The sequence below is a fragment of the Enterococcus pallens ATCC BAA-351 genome, from assembly GCF_000407485.1.
GTDB lineage: Bacteria > Bacillota > Bacilli > Lactobacillales > Enterococcaceae > Enterococcus_A > Enterococcus_A pallens.
In genome coordinates, this window is record NZ_ASWD01000001.1 from 916,945 (window position 1) to 933,168 (window position 16,224).

Sequence of the window (16,224 nt, forward strand, 5' to 3'; positions counted from 1 at the left end):
AGGATGATCATGGAAACAACTCCAGTGAAAAAGAAAAAACCTTTTGGCTTCTATGTCTGTTCATTAGGCTTCTCTTTTGAACGTATGGCATTTTATACTGCCAAATACATGTTGGCGATTTGGATCGCTACAACAGCTGCTTCTGGCGGATTAGGAATGACAAGTGCACAGGGGGCAGCAATTTCCGCCTACTTTGTTGCCGCGACTTACATTACACCAATATTTGGTGGTTGGTTAGCTGACTACTGGTTAAGTCCTCGACTTTGTGTAGCTGCTGGTATGATTTTGATGGGAGCCGGCTATATGTTGGCTTGGCAAGCAAGCTCATTAGGTATGGTTTGGGCGATGATCATTTTAGTTGCCCTTGGGACAGGTTTATTTAAAGGAAATCTATCTGGGATAAATGGTCTATTATTCAGTGACGAAAAAGAATTGAATGAAGCATTCTCTGTTCAATACTCATTCGTTAACGTTGGTTCATTCTGTGGAACAACTTTCTTAGTATTGTTGATTCCTGCCTTTGGCTTCAACTTTGTCTTCATGATTTGTGGCTTGTTGCTGCTAATCGATGCTGCTTGGTTTATCTTCAACAGCCGTTCATTAGGTGAAGCAGGTAAGAAACCATTTAAGGTTGACCAACGTCAGTTTGAATCTGCGGGTAAAAAGGCTGCAGGTGAAGAAAATGCTCCATTAACTTCGGGCGATAAAAAACGAATCTTTGCTATTATTTTGGTTACGTTGTTCTCAGTTGTATTTTGGATGGTTTGGTACATGGCTTATATGCCAGCATACTACTACTTCGGTTACGGTGATGGCGCTGGTTTCTTAGGGCGTGCCAATTGGGTAATTGGCAATTTCCAAGTACCAACTTCTTACTTTGACTCAATGAATGCTTTGACTTGTATCATTTTAGGCCCAATCTTAGGTAAATTATGGACTAAACTGGCTGCACGGCCACAAGGTGACATGAGCATGTTTAAGAAAACAGCTTTGGGGATGATTTTGGTAGGTGTTTCTTACGTTGCAATGGTAGTTGCAGATATGGTTGGACAAGGACATGCGTCTATCTTATGGTTAGTATTAGTCAGTCTGTTAATGTCTGTAGGGGAAATGATCTTCTCTCCATTAGGTAATTCTTTTATTGCCAAATTAGCACCAGCTAAATTGATGGGGCTGTTGCTAGGAGTTTGGCCAGTTGCCGTATTCTTTGCACAATTGATTTATCCAAAAATTTATGCATTCTTAGAAACAGATGTTCCAGCGGAATTCCAAATGGGTTATGGTATTTTAGCTGCGATTGTTATTGTCTTAGGTTTGATCCTATGGTTTGGTAGTAAGAATCTGGACAAATTAGAAACGGCAGAATAGTAGAGTACAGAAATAGACCTCATTTTTAGAGGTCTATTTTTTTTGTGAAAATGGCTGAAATTGTGAATGAAGTTACATATAAACTATTTAATAATACGTAGAACTAATAATGGTATAAGTTTGTTTGAATTGAGGTGGAAATACGAATGACCCCCTCTTTAAATAACAAAGATTTTCTAATGTGATTTATACGTAAATAACAAGATTAAAATAAAATGTGATTAAGATTAGAAAACGCTTTTTTAGGAGTGCTAGCGTTTTACAGCGCTATTTGCCAAGTTTTTCAGATTTTAGCAGTAGAATGCATTTTCTTAAAAAAATAATAAAAAAATGAGTCGCTCATATCGATTAAATTGTCAGAAGAATACGATAAATAGCAGAAATCGTCTTTATAAAAAATCCTCATTGTGATATGATTTATTTGAACTAAGGGCGGCTGATTTGCTCAAGTTCGAACAAGTTAAAAATGGGGGAGGTGAAATAAATTGACACAAATTCTTATACCATTAAAGCAACATGTTGGCGCTCCTTGTAAAGGGATTGTCCAAGCTGGAGAAAAGGTTAAACGAGGTCAGTTGGTTGCGGAGCCAAATGGTCTTGGAGCCAATATTCACAGCAGTTTTTCTGGCAAAGTAGTAGATGTTAGTGAAGAAAGTGTTGTTCTGATGATCGATGAGGAACAGGACTTTTCCAGCTATGTACCGATTCCAGAAACAGACTCCATGATTAAAGCGGTAGAAGAAGCCGGAGTTGTTGGTGCTGGCGGAGCTGGTTTCCCAACATTTCTAAAACTGTCCTGTGAAATTTCTGAGGGCGTATTTATTGCCAATGGAGCGGAGTGTGAAGCGCTGCTTGCTCATAACGTGAAACAAATGAGTGAGCATATTGATCAGTTGATCCGTGGAACGAAGTATTGTATGGAGATGGTGAAGGCACCTAAAGGTGTCATTGCGGTGAAAGGTAAACATCGCCAATTAGTGCTGCGCTTAATCAAAGCAGTGGAGGCCGAAGCGAATATTGAGGTGTATCAACTGCCGGATATTTATCCAGCAGGCGATGAACGTATGATTGTTCGTGAAGTAATGGATGTTGTCTTGGAACCAGGCCAGCTTCCAACGGAAGTCGGTGCAGTCATTGATAATGTCGAAACGATCAAACGGATTGCAGAGGCCATTGAAGATCGCAAGCCATTCATCGACAAGGATGTCACGGTTTCTGGACGGGTGAAACAAAAGGAAACGGTCTTTGTAGATGTTCCGATTGGAACACCTGTCAAAACATTGATTAATAATGTAGGCGGCTATGTAGAGCCTCATGGCGAAATCGTTATCGGCGGACCGATGACTGGACGCAGCGGGGAAGAAACAACGCCAATTACGAAAACAAGTGGTGGCGTGCTAGTAGCTATGCCATTTCCACAGGAACACCGCAAAGTCGGCTTGCTGATTTGCGAATGCGGAGGTTCCGCAGAACGGATGACCGAAATCGTGAATAACATGGGCGCCGAAGTTGTCGCTGCAGAACGCTGTAAGCGAATGGTAGAAGTAAATGGAAGATATAGGTGTGCCTTACCAGGTATATGTCCAGGTCAAGCGAAGACGGTAATGTCCTTGAAAAAACAAGGCGCCGAAGTCGTAATGACTGGTTCCTGTTCTGATTGAACGAACACCGTCATGGGTGTAGCTCCTAGGTTAGGAGTTCCGGTTTATCATCATACAGATCACGTACTGCGGGCTGATGGGCACAGACTATATCGTAAATTACCGACAAATTAAGAAAAAATCTTAGGAGGAATTAACGAATGTCTATTACAGCAGAAACTGCGAAAGAACATGCAAAAGATCCTGCAGTATTATGTTGCCGTGCAGAAGCAGGGAAAGTGATCGCACCAGATGATCTAGAAGATCCAGCGATCTTTGAAGATTTGGAGGATTCAGGGTTACTAGAAATCCCTGAAAACGCGTTAACAATCGAACAAGTACTTGGAACAACGTTAAAGGAAACCACAGATGCCTTGATTCCTTTAACAAGAGAGATTCTTGATGGTGTGAAGGAAGTGGAAGCTGCCGAACCAGAAGTGGCAGAAGAACCAATGCCTGCAGCGCCAGAAGCACCTGTTCACCCAGTACCGCCAGAAGCACCAGTAGTACCATTTGCAGGAGGAACCATCAAGATTCACATTGCAGAAGGAAAAGGTATTGACTTAGAAGTCCCTATGTCCGTTGCTGGATCAATGGGCGTGGCAGCACCTGCTGCACCAGCGCCAATTGATCCAGAACAAGCAGCCGCTCCTGCACCGCAGGCACCAGCTGCGGAGGCAGAAGTAGAAGAGAAAGTGATTCGCTCGGTTCGTCGTGACTACTTAACGATCGACAAAGTAGAATTTGGCGAAGAGACGAAAATTGAAGGAACAACCTTAATCTTACGTAAGATGGAAGAAATGTGTGCTGAAGCAGTTGAACTAGAAGAACTAGTGGAAAGCATGACCTTTGAAATCATTACGCCAGACCGTTACAACGAATACAGCGAAACCATCATGGACGTTCAACCAATTGCTGCAAAAGCAGAAGGCGATATCGGCCATGGCGTAACACGCGTATTAGACGGTGTGGTCTTGGTAGTAACAGGAACAGACGCAAATGGTGTTCAAATCGGCGAATTCGGTTCATCGGAAGGTGAATTGGACCGCAACATCATGTGGGGACGTCCTGGAGCACCAGAAAAAGGCGAAATTTTCATTAAAACGCAAGTAACAATTAAAGAAGGGGCGAATATGGAACGCCCAGGTCCATTGGCAGCCCATAAAGCGTCTGATTATATTACCCAAGAGATTCGTGAAGCAATTAAAAAAGCAGACGAAGCATTGGTAAGTGGGTCAGAAGAAATCGTGCAAAAACGCCGTTTTGGTAACAAACGTGTCTTGATTGTTAAAGAAATCATGGGACAAGGGGCGATGCACGATAACTTGATTATGCCTGTTGAGCCAGTCGGCACTCTTGGTGCAAAACCAAACGTTGACCTTGGCAACCTGCCAATCATGTTAGCACCGACCGAAGTATTAGATGGCGGTATTCATGCATTGACTTGTATTGGACCTGCATCAAAAGAAACATCGCGTCATTACTGGAGAGAACCATTGGTGATGGAAGCGATGGAAGATCCAGAAATTGATTTGGTGGGCGTGATGTTTGTCGGTTCACCTCAGGCAAATACTGAAAAATACTATGTGTCAAAACGTCTAGGTATGACGATTGAAGCGATGGATATTGACGGAGCGATTGTAACGACAGAAGGATTCGGAAATAACCACATTGACTTTGCTTCCCATATCGAAGAAATCGGTAAACGAGGCGTCAATGTTGTCGGTGATTCCTACTCTGCAGTTCAAGGGGCTCTAGTTGTCGGAAACCCAGAAATGGGCGCAATGGTGGATAACAACAAATCAAAACAAGGGATCGAAAATGAAATCTTGTCTAACAATACGTTGTGTAAAGAAGACGCCATTCGCGACTTGGCAATGTTGAAAACACTGATGGGCGGCGGCGAAATTAAAGCAGCTGAACGCAAGTGGAATCCAAATGTGAAGTTAAACAATATCGAAATCATTGAAAAGACGACGGGCAAGAAAGTTGACCTGGTTGACAATGAACAAATTTTACCTAAGAGCAAAAAACGTCAAGAGATTTACGAAAAAGACTAGATTTAGGTGACGAAAAAATTATGGATAGACTCAAATACATTTCAACGGAACAAATGTTTGAGGGAATTATTGTTGAGCTTCACGATGCAAGCGTAACAATCGATATCAAAGGACGTTTAGGTCAATTAAAAATTCCTCGACGCATGATCATTTCTGAATATGATTTAGCAATTGGTCAGGAAGTTGGATTTTTAATGACGTATCCAGAGGTTTTGGAAGAGGAGCCAAACGATCATTATGTTCATGCCATTAAAGAGCACGAACGACGTCGGTTGGAAAATCAGAAAAAACGCGAACAGACACACAGAGAGGAGAATTAACACATGGGCTTAACAGTCTTTGAAGGGTTGCAGTCAGAAATTTTCGTGCCAATCACGCCGAAATCTGTCTTCACACCGGTCAAAAAAGAACTGAAAGAAATGCGTGTTGCACTAGCTACTGCAGCAGGTGTTCATTTAAAGAGTGACAAACGATTCAATTTAGCAGGGGATACGACGTACCGCGAAGTGCCAGATGGTACACCAAGCGACGAATTAATGGTATCGCACGGTGGGTACGACAATGCCGATGTCAACCGCGACGTGAACGCAATGTTTCCGATAGACCGTTTGCATGAATTAGTCAAAGAAGGCTTTATTAAAGAAGCAGCACCCGTTCATTATGCATTTATGGGCGGCGGGGGCGACCAAGAAGCCTTTCACGATGTGACTGGACCTGAGATCGCACAAAAATTAGTAGATGAAGAAGTCGACGCTGTCGTAATGACCGCTGGCTGAGGAACCTGTCATAGAACTGCCGTGATCGTGCAGAGAGCTATTGAGGAAGCGGGAATTCCTACTATTTTAATTGCAGCATTACCACCAGTAGTACGACAAAATGGATCACCACGTGCGGTAGCACCGATGGTTCCAATGGGCGCAAATGCTGGAGAACCACACAATATTGAAATGCAAACAGGTATCTTAAAAGATACGTTAACCAACTTAGTAACAATTGAAACACCAGGTAAGATCGTTCCATTACCTTACGAATACATTGCACATGTATAGAATATAGGTGACTTTATGCGAGGCGAAACACTAAAAATCAAAGTTTTTCATATGACAGAGGTAACCATGGGGGACCACTTTCATATGACACATGATCGTCTACAGATCAAGAAACACTTTGATAGTGAATGCCCCGATATTCAGGAACTAACCATTCAAATACTCCAACCCAATCAACTAGATGTTGAGACCAATACCATCATGGATGTCATTCCGATATCCACGAAGGTATTGGGTACGTTGGGGACAGGAATCACGCATACCTTGACTGGCGTTACGGTTGTTATGACCGGAGCGATCGAGGAAGGTGAGCAGATGCACGAGTTTGGCTCATCTGAGGGATTATTGCGTGAAAATCTACTGTTAAATCGAGCTGGAACACCCAAGGAAACGGATTTTATCATTTGGATTGATTTAGTCGCTAAAAAAGGGACTCCTTTTAATCGTGAGCTAAGTCTAAAAATGTTTGAAATCGTTGACCGTTATATTCAAGAAATTCGCGAACGAATGAAAATGCTGGAAGGCAAGCTGGCTATTGAAACCCACACCTATGAAGAAAAAAGCAACCCTGGAAAGCCAAAAGTAGCGTTAGTTAAACAGGTCGCTGGACAAGGCGCTATGTATGACATGTTACTGTTTCCAGAAGAGCCAAGTGGATTCAAGGGCGGCGTGTCGATTATTGATGTGAACAATATGCCAGTTTATTTAACTGCGAACGAATATCGCGATGGGATGATCCGTTCAATGGTATAGTCTGATATTCGAACAGGGGGAGATGTTTTATGGGAATTGGCCCATCAACAAAAGAAACCTCGCTGCATCATTTCCAAGATCCATTAGTTGATCTTCTGTCAAATGACCCTGACATTGATTTTCAAGGCATTGTGGTAGTGGGAACACCGCAAAGCAATAAAATGAAGCATTTGGTTGGCCGTCGAGCAGCTGCTTGGCTTGAAGGGATGCGCACCAATGGCGTCATTGCTTCAACTGATGGCTGGGGCAACTCAGATGTCGATTTTGCTAACATGTTAGAGGAAATTGGTCGAAGAGAGATTAGCGTGATTGGTTTAAAGTTCATTGGATCACAAGCCAAGTTTGTGGTGGAGAACAGCTACACTGACTTTGTTTTGGATTTTAATAAATCTGAAAAGGGGATTGAAACAGAGGTAGTTGGCGAAAATACGATCAATCAAAGAGATGCAGTTAAGGCATTGGCTTCAATCAAACTAAAGATGCGTAAAGACGATCAAAAAATAAGATAGCTTCAACTCGGAATTGTTTCAAGGCTGATACAAGAGTTGGACTAATTATAAACCTGGAGGGAAAACAATGAAAGTATCAAAAATGATTTCAGCAATCGATACACACACAGCGGGTGAAGCAGCACGGTTAATTATTGGTGGAATTCCAAAATTCCCTGGTAAAACCATGGCTGAAAAAAGAGAATATTTAGAAACACAGCAAGACAAATTACGACAAATGCTTATGTTAGAACCACGCGGACATCGCGATATGTTTGGTGCATTTATTACAGAACCGGTTCACGAGGAAGCTGATTACGGGATTATCTTTATGGATTCAGGCGGCTATTTGAATATGTGTGGACATAATACAATTGCTGCTATGACGACTGCAGTAGAACAAGGTTGGGTAGAAGTCAAAGAAGGCGATCGTGAAGTGAAGGTTGTTCAAGACACACCTGCCGGAATTGTTCGTGGAACCGTACATTTAGATGAAGATTTTTCTGCGGAATCAGTTTCATTTGAGAATGTAGAGTCATTCTTATATAAAGAAGGAGTTAAGGTCAACGTTCCTGACATTGGTGAAGTTACTATGGATATTTCTTTTGGCGGAAGCTTCTTTGCAATTTTACCTGCGGCTTCTGTTGGATTAGAAATCAAACCAGAAAATGCTTCTGAATTTAACAATTTAGGCATGATTATTCGAGACGCAGTAAATGAACAGATTGAAATTCAACATCCTACTTTAGAACACATTAAATCGGTTGATTTAGTTGAGTTTTATGGACCAGCAACTAGTCCAGATGCGACTTACCAAAATGTTGTCGTATTTGGAGACGGACAAGTCGATCGCTCACCTTGTGGAACAGGTACGAGTGCAAAACTTGCTACGTTGTACGGAAAAGGTGAAATGAAGGTCGGCGATACTTTTGTTTACGAAAGTATTCTATGCACGAAATTTAAAGGTGAAATTGTAAAAGAAGCTGAAGTGGGTGGATACAAAGGAATTATTCCTCGTGTCACTGGATCAGCTTATGTGACTGGATACAATACATTCTTGGTTGATCCGAAAGATTCCTTGAAGGATGGGTTCCTTTTAGGGTAGAAATGAAGGAGGGGTAAGAGCTATGGTAACACTTATTTTAGCGATTTATGTTGGGTTGATTTTATTACACGCGGTAAATATGGGACTTGATTGTTTAAAACATAAAGATGATCTAGGTCATGGAAATTGGATCGTTTCAGGGATTATTGGTTTTATCACAGACTTCTTGGATACCTTGGGAATCGGAAGTTTTGCACCGACAACGATGCTGTTGGACTTCACTAAGCAATTGAGTCATGACCGTTTGCTGCCAGGAACGTTGAATGTTGGGCACGGGATTCCCGTACTAGTAGAAGCATTTATCTTCACAACGGTAGTAGATGTATCTCCGGTTACTTTATTTGCCCTAGTTGGTTCTGCAACGATTGGTGCATTTATTGGTTCACGATTTGTAACAGGATTGCCAGAAAAGAAAGTTCAGCTTTGGATGGGTTGGGCACTGATTGTTACTGCTGTTCTGATGTTTGCACGTCAACAAGGCTGGATTGATATTTTAGGTGCGGATAATACGGCTACAGCATTGACCGGAATTAAATTAGTTATCGGTGTTGTTATCAACTTCTTCTTAGGAGCATTGATGACAATTGGTGTTGGTTTGTATGCACCATGTATGGCCATGGTTTATATGTTAGGTTTGAGTCCGCTAGTTGCTTTCCCTGTAATGATGGGTTCATGTGCAGGCTTGATGCCGATAGCAAGTTTGAACTTTGTTAAAACGGGTGATTATGCACGTAAAGTAAGTTTAGCAATTACTGCTGGCGGGATCATTGGTGTAATTATCGCAGCAAAATTTGTTACTGGTTTGGATTTGAATGTATTAACATACATCATTATTGTAGTTATCATCTACACTGGTGTTACGTATATTCGTAAGAGTATGAAACCAGCTGCAGCATAATATGCTATGATTAAAACTACTTTGTCCTTCTTTTTAAGAAGGACAAGTAGTTTTTGATGTTTTAAAACGAAATAGTAGGAGGAAGAAAATGGTACAGATTGTTTTAGTCACTTTGGGGTTATTTGCACTGTTGCACATTGTGGTTTTCGGGAGAGACTTAATTAAGCACAAAGCGAATCTTGGAGGAGGCAGTTGGCCAATCTCAATTGGGATTGGATTTGTGACGGACTTTTTAGATACGCTGGGTATTGGAAGTTTTGCACCTACGGCTATGTTGTTAGATGTCACTAAGCAATTGGATAGCGATAAACAGTTGCCAGGAACGTTGAATGTTGGCCACGCACTTTCTTGTTTATTGGAAGGACTTATTTTTATTACTGTAGTGGATGTGGATCCTTTAACGTTGTTTTCTTTGATCGCGGCTTCGATTGTTGGATCATGGCTGGGCTCAAAGACAGTAACAAAATTACCAGAAAAAACCGTTCAATTTTGGATGGGTTGGGCGTTGATTATTACTGCTGTTTTGATGGCTTTGCGTCAAACGGGAATGATCAATTTGTTAGGTGAAGGAAATACGTCTACTGGCTTGACCGGGGGACTTTTGATTATTGGAATTATAGGTAATGCTATTTTTGGAGCGTTGATGACCATCGGAGTGGGACTTTATGCGCCATGTATGGCAATGGTTTATATGTTAGGCTTGAGCCCATTAGTAGCTTTTCCAATTATGTCTGGCTCTTGTGGAGCATTAATGCCGGTTGCCAGTGTCAACTTTATCAAAGAGGGAGAATATTCTCGTCGGGTAAGTTTGGGTATTGCTTTAGGTGGAATCGTCGGTGTAATCATTGCAGCGAAATTTGTTACTGGTTTAGACTTGACTATCTTGGTTTGGATAATTATCTTTGTGGTTATTTACACTGGAATTACGTATATTCGTAAAAGCCGCAAGCCAGCAAAAGTATAAATTTTGTATAGTGAAAACTCCAATCCTCTTAGGGCTTTTGCCGTTATGGATTGGAGTTTTTATAGATTAGAAAAAATAGTAGTCAACGGTCATAGTCAGAACTAAGACGACCATGCTTGGTAAAAAGTTAGATGTCCGAATAGTCGTCAATTTTAACATGTTTAGTCCGATGCCTAAAATGATGACGCCGCCAACGGCACTAATCTCGTTCATCATTGGATTCAATAGTTGAGTTGGGAGACCTTCAGCGATTAAACTGGCTAGTAGGGTTAAGCATCCTTGATAAATTAGCACAGCGAATGCGGAAAAAAAGACCCCTATACCTAGTGAGGCTGTTAAAACGATAGAGATAAATCCGTCCATAATTGCTTTCATAAAGAACGTATGGTTGCTCCCTGTAACCCCACTTTCGATGGCACCGATAATACCCATTGATCCGATAACATAGACTAAGCTGGCGGTTACAAAACCTTCAGCGAAATTACTACCACTATTGGCAAAGTGTCTTTGGAGTAAAAGGCCGAATTGATTCATGCGATCTTCAATTTTACAAAATTCTCCAATCATACCGCCAAGACAAATACAAATGATCACTAAAATGAACGACTTTGTTTGCGTAGCCATTTGAATCGAGATGGCGATGACGGCAAGACTTAATCCGTGATTCATCGTTTCTTTAGTTTGTTCAGTAATATTTCTTAAAAAGGCACCTAAAATACTGCCTAACATAACGGATAACGCATTTGCGATGGAGCCGATAAACATAAACAAATCTCCTTAAAAATGGTTTGTCACTGTAATGGTAGCATGATATAGAGCCTTTTGAAACAATATTTTTCTACTGAATCAGAAATTAATTATTAGTGATAAGTTGCTAAGGAAACTTACATAGAGAATAACAAAATTACCTGTTATAATAGGAACCGTGGAGGATGATGCACTGATGGATACAATCGAACAATTAATTGTTTGCGGCGGATGCAATGCGAAGATCGGCCCAGGAAGTTTAGGAGAATTATTAGCGGATTTACCAAAATCAACCAATGAAAATTTATTAGTCGGTTTTGATTCAACAGATGATGCTGCTGTTATTAAACTGAGAGATGATTTGGCGATTATTCAAACTCTGGATTTTTTTCCAACAATGGTGACGGATCCTTATTTATTTGGAAAGATTGCTGCCGCGAATGCCTTGAGTGATGTTTACGCAATGGGCGGCGAAGTATTGTCTGCATTAAATATTGTGGCTTTTCCTGAAGAAAAGGATTTAACAATTTTAAAAGAAATTTTACGAGGCGGAGCAGAGAAGGTGCAAGAAGCTGGAGCCATTTTGGCGGGTGGTCATTCGATTCATGATCATTCGGTAAAATATGGTTTGTCTGTAACAGGCACCATCGATCCAAATCGTATTTATCAAAATAATACCTGTCAGATAGGTGATCATTTAGTCCTGACAAAACCTTTGGGGGTAAGTATTATTACCGTAGGATACAGTGCTGAAGAAATCAGTCAGGAAGGCTTCGATAAAGCAACTGAAAGTATGCAGACTTTAAATAAATATGCGATGGACATTATTCGCAAGTATGAAATTACTAGTTGTACAGACGTTACAGGTTTTGGTCTGGCTGGTCATCTGCATGAGATGTTGAATGGCCAATTTTCTGCCGAGATTCAATCAAGTCAGTTGCCTTATTTCCCAGAAGCATATGAAGGAGCTAAGGAATTTATCTTGACGGCTGGCGGCCAGCGCAATCGTAATTATATGGCAGAAAAAATGGACTTTGTAGTGAATGATTTCGCGATTGAAGAATTATTATTTGATCCTCAAACTTCAGGTGGCTTATTAGTCAGTGTACCTGAAGCAAAGGTGGAAGAGCTAGTGGCAGAATTAAGCGCCGCGGGAATTCCAGCACAAGATTTCGGAAAAGTAATCGAGCCTGCAGAAAAAGAAATTATTGTTTATTAAGGAGACGATAACATGTATAAAATTGATGCAATTGGCAAAGCGTGTCCCTTACCAGTGATCGAAACAAAAAAGGCATTGAAGGAACATGAAGCGGTAGAGACTGTGGTTGATAATGAGATTGCTACACAAAATTTGAAAAAAATGGCCGATCAATTAGGGTATATTTACCAAATGGAACCGATTGACGATAATTATCGAGTAAAAATTTCTAAAGGCAACGGTGAAGCTGCGGATATACCAGAGCCAGAGGAGACGCCAGAAATCGTCACAACTGAGGACTACATTGTAGTAGTAGATACTAATGTTATGGGACGCGGCTCGGATGAGCTAGGTAAAAATTTGTTAAAAATGTTCGTTTATTCTTTGACGGAACAAGATGTGTTGCCAAAACAAATCATTTTCTATAATGGTGGGGTGAGTTTAGTAACAGAAGGTTCAGATTCGTTGGAAGATTTACAAGCGTTAGCTGATCAGGATGTAGAAATTTATGCTTGTGGTGCCTGTTTGAATTTCTTTGAGCTGACAGAAAAAGTGGCTATTGGAGAAATTACTAACATGTATCGTATCGTTGAAATGATGCGTCAAGCGCCAAAAGTAGTAAAACCGTAAAGGAGCCGGCGATGCAAGAATATGGAGTAGTCCTTTTCTATTCTACTCATGAAGCCATGAAAGCTGAAAAACTAGCGAAAGAAGCCCAACTAAACGTACGAATTATTCCTACACCAGAGAAAATTCATGCTAGTTGCGGCTTTTCTTTGAAGTACGAGTTAGCAGAAGAAGCTGCTTTATGTGCCCGTTTGCTGCAGGCAGAGGTGCAGGCAGAAGGCTTTTATCATGTGAAACGAGAAGGATTAAAAACAGAATATGAATTAAGAGAGGACCTTTAAATGGCAAATATTGTAATTGGAACTGCCGGCCATATTGATCATGGGAAAACAACCTTAATTAAGGCCTTGACGGGAATTGAGACGGATACGACGAAAGAAGAAAAAAAACGGGGAATGTCCATTAATTTAGGCTTTGCCTATTTAGATTTGCCTAATAAGCAACGAGTGGGAATTGTGGATGTTCCTGGACATGAAAAATTTATTAAAAATATGGTGGCTGGATTACCAGGCATCAATTTAGTCTTATTGGTCATTGATGCTGCCGAAGGAATTATGCCACAAACCAAAGAGCACATTGATATTCTGACACTGCTGGGGATTCAGGACTTTCTAGTCGTTTTAACTAAAGTTGATACGGTTGATCCTGAATTAAAAGAACTGGTAGTAGAGGATATTCGCGATCAGCTGGCAGATACTCCTTTAGCTGAAGCAGAGATTATTGAGACGGATGCGATTAGCGGTACCGGAATTAAAGAATTATTGACTGCAATTCAAACTCGTTCTGAAGAACTGGCGGAAAAAAGCAGTACCGGAATCGCTCGTTTGAATATTGATCGTGTTTTCAGCGTCAAGGGGTTCGGAACGGTTATTACGGGTACTTTGCTGGATGGGACGGTCCAGCTAGGAGACGAGCTGTTTGTATACCCAAGCGGGAAAAAAGTGCGGGTTAGAAATATTCAGGTTCATGAACAAGATGTTCAGCAGGCTCAGGCTGGTCAGCGTACAGCGTTGAATTTAGCAAATATTGGTAAAGACGAGCTGGAGCGGGGCGATGTATTGTCAGCCTCTGAAAATCTACAGCCTACCTGGATGCTAGATGTGAAGGTCAAATGTTTGCCGGAAGTGGAAACCGGAATTGGACTATGGGATCGCGTCCGCTTGTTGATTGGAACTAGAGAAGTCATGGCGCGCACGGTACCTCTGGGAACAGAGTGGATTGAACCGGGAACGGAAGGCTTTCTGCAGTTGCGTTTAGAGGATCAGGTAGCGGTTAGAGAACGTGATCATTTTATTTTGCGTTCTTATTCACCTATGCACACAATTGCTGGGGGCGAAGTTTTGGATGCAGCACCAACCAAACATCGGCGCTTTAAAGTAGAAATTTTGGAAAGCTTGAAGGCCAAAGAGGCTGGAAGTATTGAAGAGATCATTTTGGATTTCATGAACAACAAGAAGCAGCCTTTTACTACACTAAAAGAATTGCACGAATATTTGGGACAAGCTACAGAAGAATTACAGCCGTTGTTGCAAGAAATGGTGACTAATCAGCAAATTGTCCCTACAAAAGCGGGTTACTTAGCTCAAGGCAGCTACCAATTGCTACAGGAAAAAGCAATCAATAGCTTGAATGATTATCATAAAAAGCATCGTTTACGATCAGGTATGCCAGCTGAGGAATTTCGTTCCCGTATGAGGGATCAGTTGACTGAAAAGGAATTGTCAGCACTGATCCGCTTATTGATAGAATCAAAAGCAATCAAAGAGCAGCAAGACAAATTGGCTGTTGCTGAATTTACAGTTACCTTTAATAAATACCAACAGGCTGCCAAAGAAAAAATTGAAAAGGCCTTGGAAAAAAATGGGTATACTCCGGTGAAAAAAGAAGAATTATATGGACTCGACAAGAACGCTGAAGAAGTTTTAGAGGCGATAAACGGAGATACAGTGATTTTTCTGACTCACGAATATGTATTGTTAGCTAAGATTTATTGGCAAGCAGTTGGGCAGGTTCGTAAAACCATTCAGGAAAATGAACAAATGACTTTAGCAGATTTTCGCGACATGACGAACTCTAGTCGTAAATCTTCTATGTTGATTTTGGAATATATGGATAAGCAAGAAATTACTAAACGTGTGGAGAATTATCGGGTATTAGGTGCCTCAAAAGAAATGGGTGAATAGGATGAGTCTATATTTTGACAATGCTGCAACCACAATTCATAAGCCAGCTGTTGTGGCTAAACGAGTAGCAGAGATACTGAGTGCTGATAGCTATGGGAATCCCTCACGAGGAGCCCACCTTTATTCTTTACGGGCTTATCAAGCTGTAGAGGAAACCCGAGAAGCACTCAAGAAGCTTTTCCAGGCGACAGAAAGATATGAGGTTGCTTTTACCAATAACGCAACAGTGGCATTAAACGAAATCCTGAAAGGAATAATTCATCCAGGGGATCATGTACTAACAACTAGTTGGGAGCATAATTCAGTACTTCGACCGTTGTATCAATTAGAGCAGGCAGGTGTCAAGTTAGACTTTGTTAGCAGTGAAGCAACAACTGGTTGTTTAAATTATCAAGAGTTTGAGGAAAAAGTGCGTCCGGAAACTAAAGTGGTGGTTTGCAACCATGCCAGTAATGTGACCGGAAACGTATTGGATTTAGCATGGATAAAAGATTTTTGCAAAAAACATGCGTTGCTGCTGGTGCTGGATATTTCTCAAACAGCTGGAGTTGTACCGATTGATCTAAGGGATGAAGCAATTGCAGCAGTTTGCTTCACGGGACATAAATCCTTGTATGGACCACAAGGAACAGGTGGAATTTGTGTGCGAAAAGATGTAGCCATTGAGCCGGTATTAACCGGTGGCGATGGCATGCGTTCTTTTTCCAAAACGCAACCGAAGGAATTACCTACTTTATTGGAAGCCGGTACGGTGAATGTTCCTGGAATCGCCGGCTTAGGAGCCGCTGTTCACTGGGGACTCGAAAACCCTGCACCTGCACAAGAAGTATTAGGTAACTATTTCATTGAACAGCTTCAGGATTTTTCGGACATTACTTTATATGGAGATTTGAAGCATCCTCGAGTGAATGTTTTTTCTTTAAATATTGCGGATGCTGATTCTGCTTTAGTGAGTGACTTATTATGGGAAGATTATGAAATTGCCACACGTCCAGGCTATCATTGTGCGCCGTTGATGCATGAAGCCTTAGGAACGGCGGCACGAGGAACCGTTCGCTTTTCTTTTTCTCGTTTTACTACTCATAAAGAAATTGATCAGGTGATTCAGGCATTACGTGAACTGGCTGGAAGGAAGTAAGAAAAT

General features: G+C 41.3%; 17 protein-coding genes. 16 read left to right on the forward strand and 1 reads right to left on the reverse strand.

The window, feature by feature from the left end; genetic code table 11:
* The first annotated feature begins 9 nt into the window (after positions 1 to 9).
* The 11 genes from I588_RS04435 to I588_RS04485 all read left to right on the forward strand — a co-directional run bounded on the left by I588_RS04435 (position 10) and on the right by I588_RS04485 (position 10,325).
* Positions 10 to 1,368: a peptide MFS transporter gene (locus I588_RS04435; protein WP_010757744.1), complete on the forward strand. Its 1,359-nt coding sequence runs from the start codon at positions 10 to 12 to the stop codon at positions 1,366 to 1,368.
* Positions 1,369 to 1,853: 485 nt separating this feature from the next.
* Positions 1,854 to 3,143 (forward strand): proline reductase-associated electron transfer protein PrdC, encoded by a 1,290-nt coding sequence (prdC, locus tag I588_RS04440; protein WP_174316929.1) that lies wholly within the window; start codon positions 1,854 to 1,856, stop codon positions 3,141 to 3,143.
* Positions 3,144 to 3,169: 26 nt separating this feature from the next.
* Positions 3,170 to 5,068 carry a D-proline reductase (dithiol) proprotein PrdA gene (gene prdA, locus I588_RS04445; RefSeq protein ID WP_016250033.1) on the forward strand — a complete coding sequence of 633 codons (1,899 nt, stop codon included), beginning with the start codon at positions 3,170 to 3,172 and terminating at the stop codon, positions 5,066 to 5,068.
* Positions 5,069 to 5,088: 20 nt separating this feature from the next.
* Positions 5,089 to 5,388: a CBO2463/CBO2479 domain-containing protein gene (locus I588_RS04450; protein ID WP_010757747.1), complete on the forward strand. Its 300-nt coding sequence runs from the start codon at positions 5,089 to 5,091 to the stop codon at positions 5,386 to 5,388.
* Positions 5,389 to 5,391: 3 nt separating this feature from the next.
* Complete coding sequence (locus I588_RS28280; RefSeq protein WP_010757748.1) at positions 5,392 to 5,844, forward strand: glycine/sarcosine/betaine reductase selenoprotein B family protein; 453 nt, start codon at positions 5,392 to 5,394, stop codon at positions 5,842 to 5,844.
* Between the two features lie 27 nt (positions 5,845 to 5,871).
* Entirely contained in the window at positions 5,872 to 6,117 is a 246-nt protein-coding gene (locus I588_RS28285) for a hypothetical protein (RefSeq protein ID WP_207673078.1), read from the forward strand.
* Positions 6,118 to 6,132: 15 nt separating this feature from the next.
* Positions 6,133 to 6,870, forward strand: coding sequence for a proline reductase cluster protein PrdD (gene prdD / locus I588_RS04465; RefSeq protein ID WP_010757750.1), 738 nt, complete (start codon positions 6,133 to 6,135; stop codon positions 6,868 to 6,870).
* A 29-nt stretch (positions 6,871 to 6,899) separates the two neighbouring features.
* On the forward strand, positions 6,900 to 7,379 hold the full coding sequence (locus tag I588_RS04470; RefSeq protein WP_010757751.1) for a glycine/sarcosine/betaine reductase component B subunit: 480 nt from the start codon (positions 6,900 to 6,902) through the stop codon (positions 7,377 to 7,379).
* 67 nt (positions 7,380 to 7,446) lie between these two features.
* Positions 7,447 to 8,463: a proline racemase family protein gene (locus I588_RS04475; RefSeq protein WP_010757752.1), complete on the forward strand. Its 1,017-nt coding sequence runs from the start codon at positions 7,447 to 7,449 to the stop codon at positions 8,461 to 8,463.
* 22 nt (positions 8,464 to 8,485) lie between these two features.
* Positions 8,486 to 9,361, forward strand: a complete 876-nt coding sequence (locus I588_RS04480) for a sulfite exporter TauE/SafE family protein (RefSeq protein ID WP_010757753.1) — start codon at positions 8,486 to 8,488, stop codon at positions 9,359 to 9,361.
* An 88-nt stretch (positions 9,362 to 9,449) separates the two neighbouring features.
* Entirely contained in the window at positions 9,450 to 10,325 is an 876-nt protein-coding gene (locus I588_RS04485; RefSeq protein ID WP_010757754.1) for a sulfite exporter TauE/SafE family protein, read from the forward strand.
* Positions 10,326 to 10,391: 66 nt separating this feature from the next.
* Here I588_RS04485 and I588_RS04490 read toward each other — a convergent pair whose 3' ends face one another.
* Positions 10,392 to 11,090, reverse strand: coding sequence for a DUF554 domain-containing protein (locus tag I588_RS04490; RefSeq protein WP_010757755.1), 699 nt, complete (start codon positions 11,088 to 11,090; stop codon positions 10,392 to 10,394).
* 178 nt (positions 11,091 to 11,268) lie between these two features.
* Between I588_RS04490 and selD the strand changes: the two genes are divergently transcribed.
* From selD to I588_RS04515, 5 genes are read left to right on the forward strand one after another with little or no spacing between them, the layout of a single operon-like run.
* Positions 11,269 to 12,291 carry a selenide, water dikinase SelD gene (gene selD / locus I588_RS04495; RefSeq protein ID WP_010757756.1) on the forward strand — a complete coding sequence of 341 codons (1,023 nt, stop codon included), beginning with the start codon at positions 11,269 to 11,271 and terminating at the stop codon, positions 12,289 to 12,291.
* A gap of 12 nt (positions 12,292 to 12,303) precedes the next feature.
* Complete coding sequence (gene yedF / locus I588_RS04500; RefSeq protein WP_010757757.1) at positions 12,304 to 12,900, forward strand: sulfurtransferase-like selenium metabolism protein YedF; 597 nt, start codon at positions 12,304 to 12,306, stop codon at positions 12,898 to 12,900.
* A gap of 11 nt (positions 12,901 to 12,911) precedes the next feature.
* On the forward strand, positions 12,912 to 13,178 hold the full coding sequence (locus I588_RS04505; protein ID WP_010757758.1) for a putative Se/S carrier protein: 267 nt from the start codon (positions 12,912 to 12,914) through the stop codon (positions 13,176 to 13,178).
* Positions 13,179 to 15,080, forward strand: coding sequence for a selenocysteine-specific translation elongation factor (selB, locus tag I588_RS04510; protein ID WP_010757759.1), 1,902 nt, complete (start codon positions 13,179 to 13,181; stop codon positions 15,078 to 15,080). It abuts the gene before it with no gap.
* A gap of 1 nt (position 15,081) precedes the next feature.
* Positions 15,082 to 16,218: an aminotransferase class V-fold PLP-dependent enzyme gene (locus tag I588_RS04515; RefSeq protein WP_010757760.1), complete on the forward strand. Its 1,137-nt coding sequence runs from the start codon at positions 15,082 to 15,084 to the stop codon at positions 16,216 to 16,218.
* Positions 16,219 to 16,224: the final 6 nt, after the last annotated feature.

Excerpts from the sequence above, each read along its gene's own strand:
- I588_RS04435 (WP_010757744.1), top strand. The coding sequence starts at position 10 with ATGGAAACAACTCCAGTGAAAAAGAAAAAACCTTTTGGCTTCTATGTC.
- prdA (WP_016250033.1), top strand. The coding sequence starts at position 3,170 with ATGTCTATTACAGCAGAAACTGCGAAAGAACATGCAAAAGATCCTGCA.
- I588_RS04450 (WP_010757747.1), top strand. The coding sequence starts at position 5,089 with ATGGATAGACTCAAATACATTTCAACGGAACAAATGTTTGAGGGAATT.
- I588_RS28280 (WP_010757748.1), top strand. The coding sequence starts at position 5,392 with ATGGGCTTAACAGTCTTTGAAGGGTTGCAGTCAGAAATTTTCGTGCCA.
- prdD (WP_010757750.1), top strand. The coding sequence starts at position 6,133 with ATGCGAGGCGAAACACTAAAAATCAAAGTTTTTCATATGACAGAGGTA.
- I588_RS04470 (WP_010757751.1), top strand. The coding sequence starts at position 6,900 with ATGGGAATTGGCCCATCAACAAAAGAAACCTCGCTGCATCATTTCCAA.
- I588_RS04475 (WP_010757752.1), top strand. The coding sequence starts at position 7,447 with ATGAAAGTATCAAAAATGATTTCAGCAATCGATACACACACAGCGGGT.
- I588_RS04480 (WP_010757753.1), top strand. The coding sequence starts at position 8,486 with ATGGTAACACTTATTTTAGCGATTTATGTTGGGTTGATTTTATTACAC.
- I588_RS04485 (WP_010757754.1), top strand. The coding sequence starts at position 9,450 with ATGGTACAGATTGTTTTAGTCACTTTGGGGTTATTTGCACTGTTGCAC.
- I588_RS04490 (WP_010757755.1), bottom strand. The coding sequence starts at position 11,090 with ATGTTTATCGGCTCCATCGCAAATGCGTTATCCGTTATGTTAGGCAGT.
- selD (WP_010757756.1), top strand. The coding sequence starts at position 11,269 with ATGGATACAATCGAACAATTAATTGTTTGCGGCGGATGCAATGCGAAG.
- yedF (WP_010757757.1), top strand. The coding sequence starts at position 12,304 with ATGTATAAAATTGATGCAATTGGCAAAGCGTGTCCCTTACCAGTGATC.
- I588_RS04505 (WP_010757758.1), top strand. The coding sequence starts at position 12,912 with ATGCAAGAATATGGAGTAGTCCTTTTCTATTCTACTCATGAAGCCATG.
- selB (WP_010757759.1), top strand. The coding sequence starts at position 13,179 with ATGGCAAATATTGTAATTGGAACTGCCGGCCATATTGATCATGGGAAA.
- I588_RS04515 (WP_010757760.1), top strand. The coding sequence starts at position 15,082 with ATGAGTCTATATTTTGACAATGCTGCAACCACAATTCATAAGCCAGCT.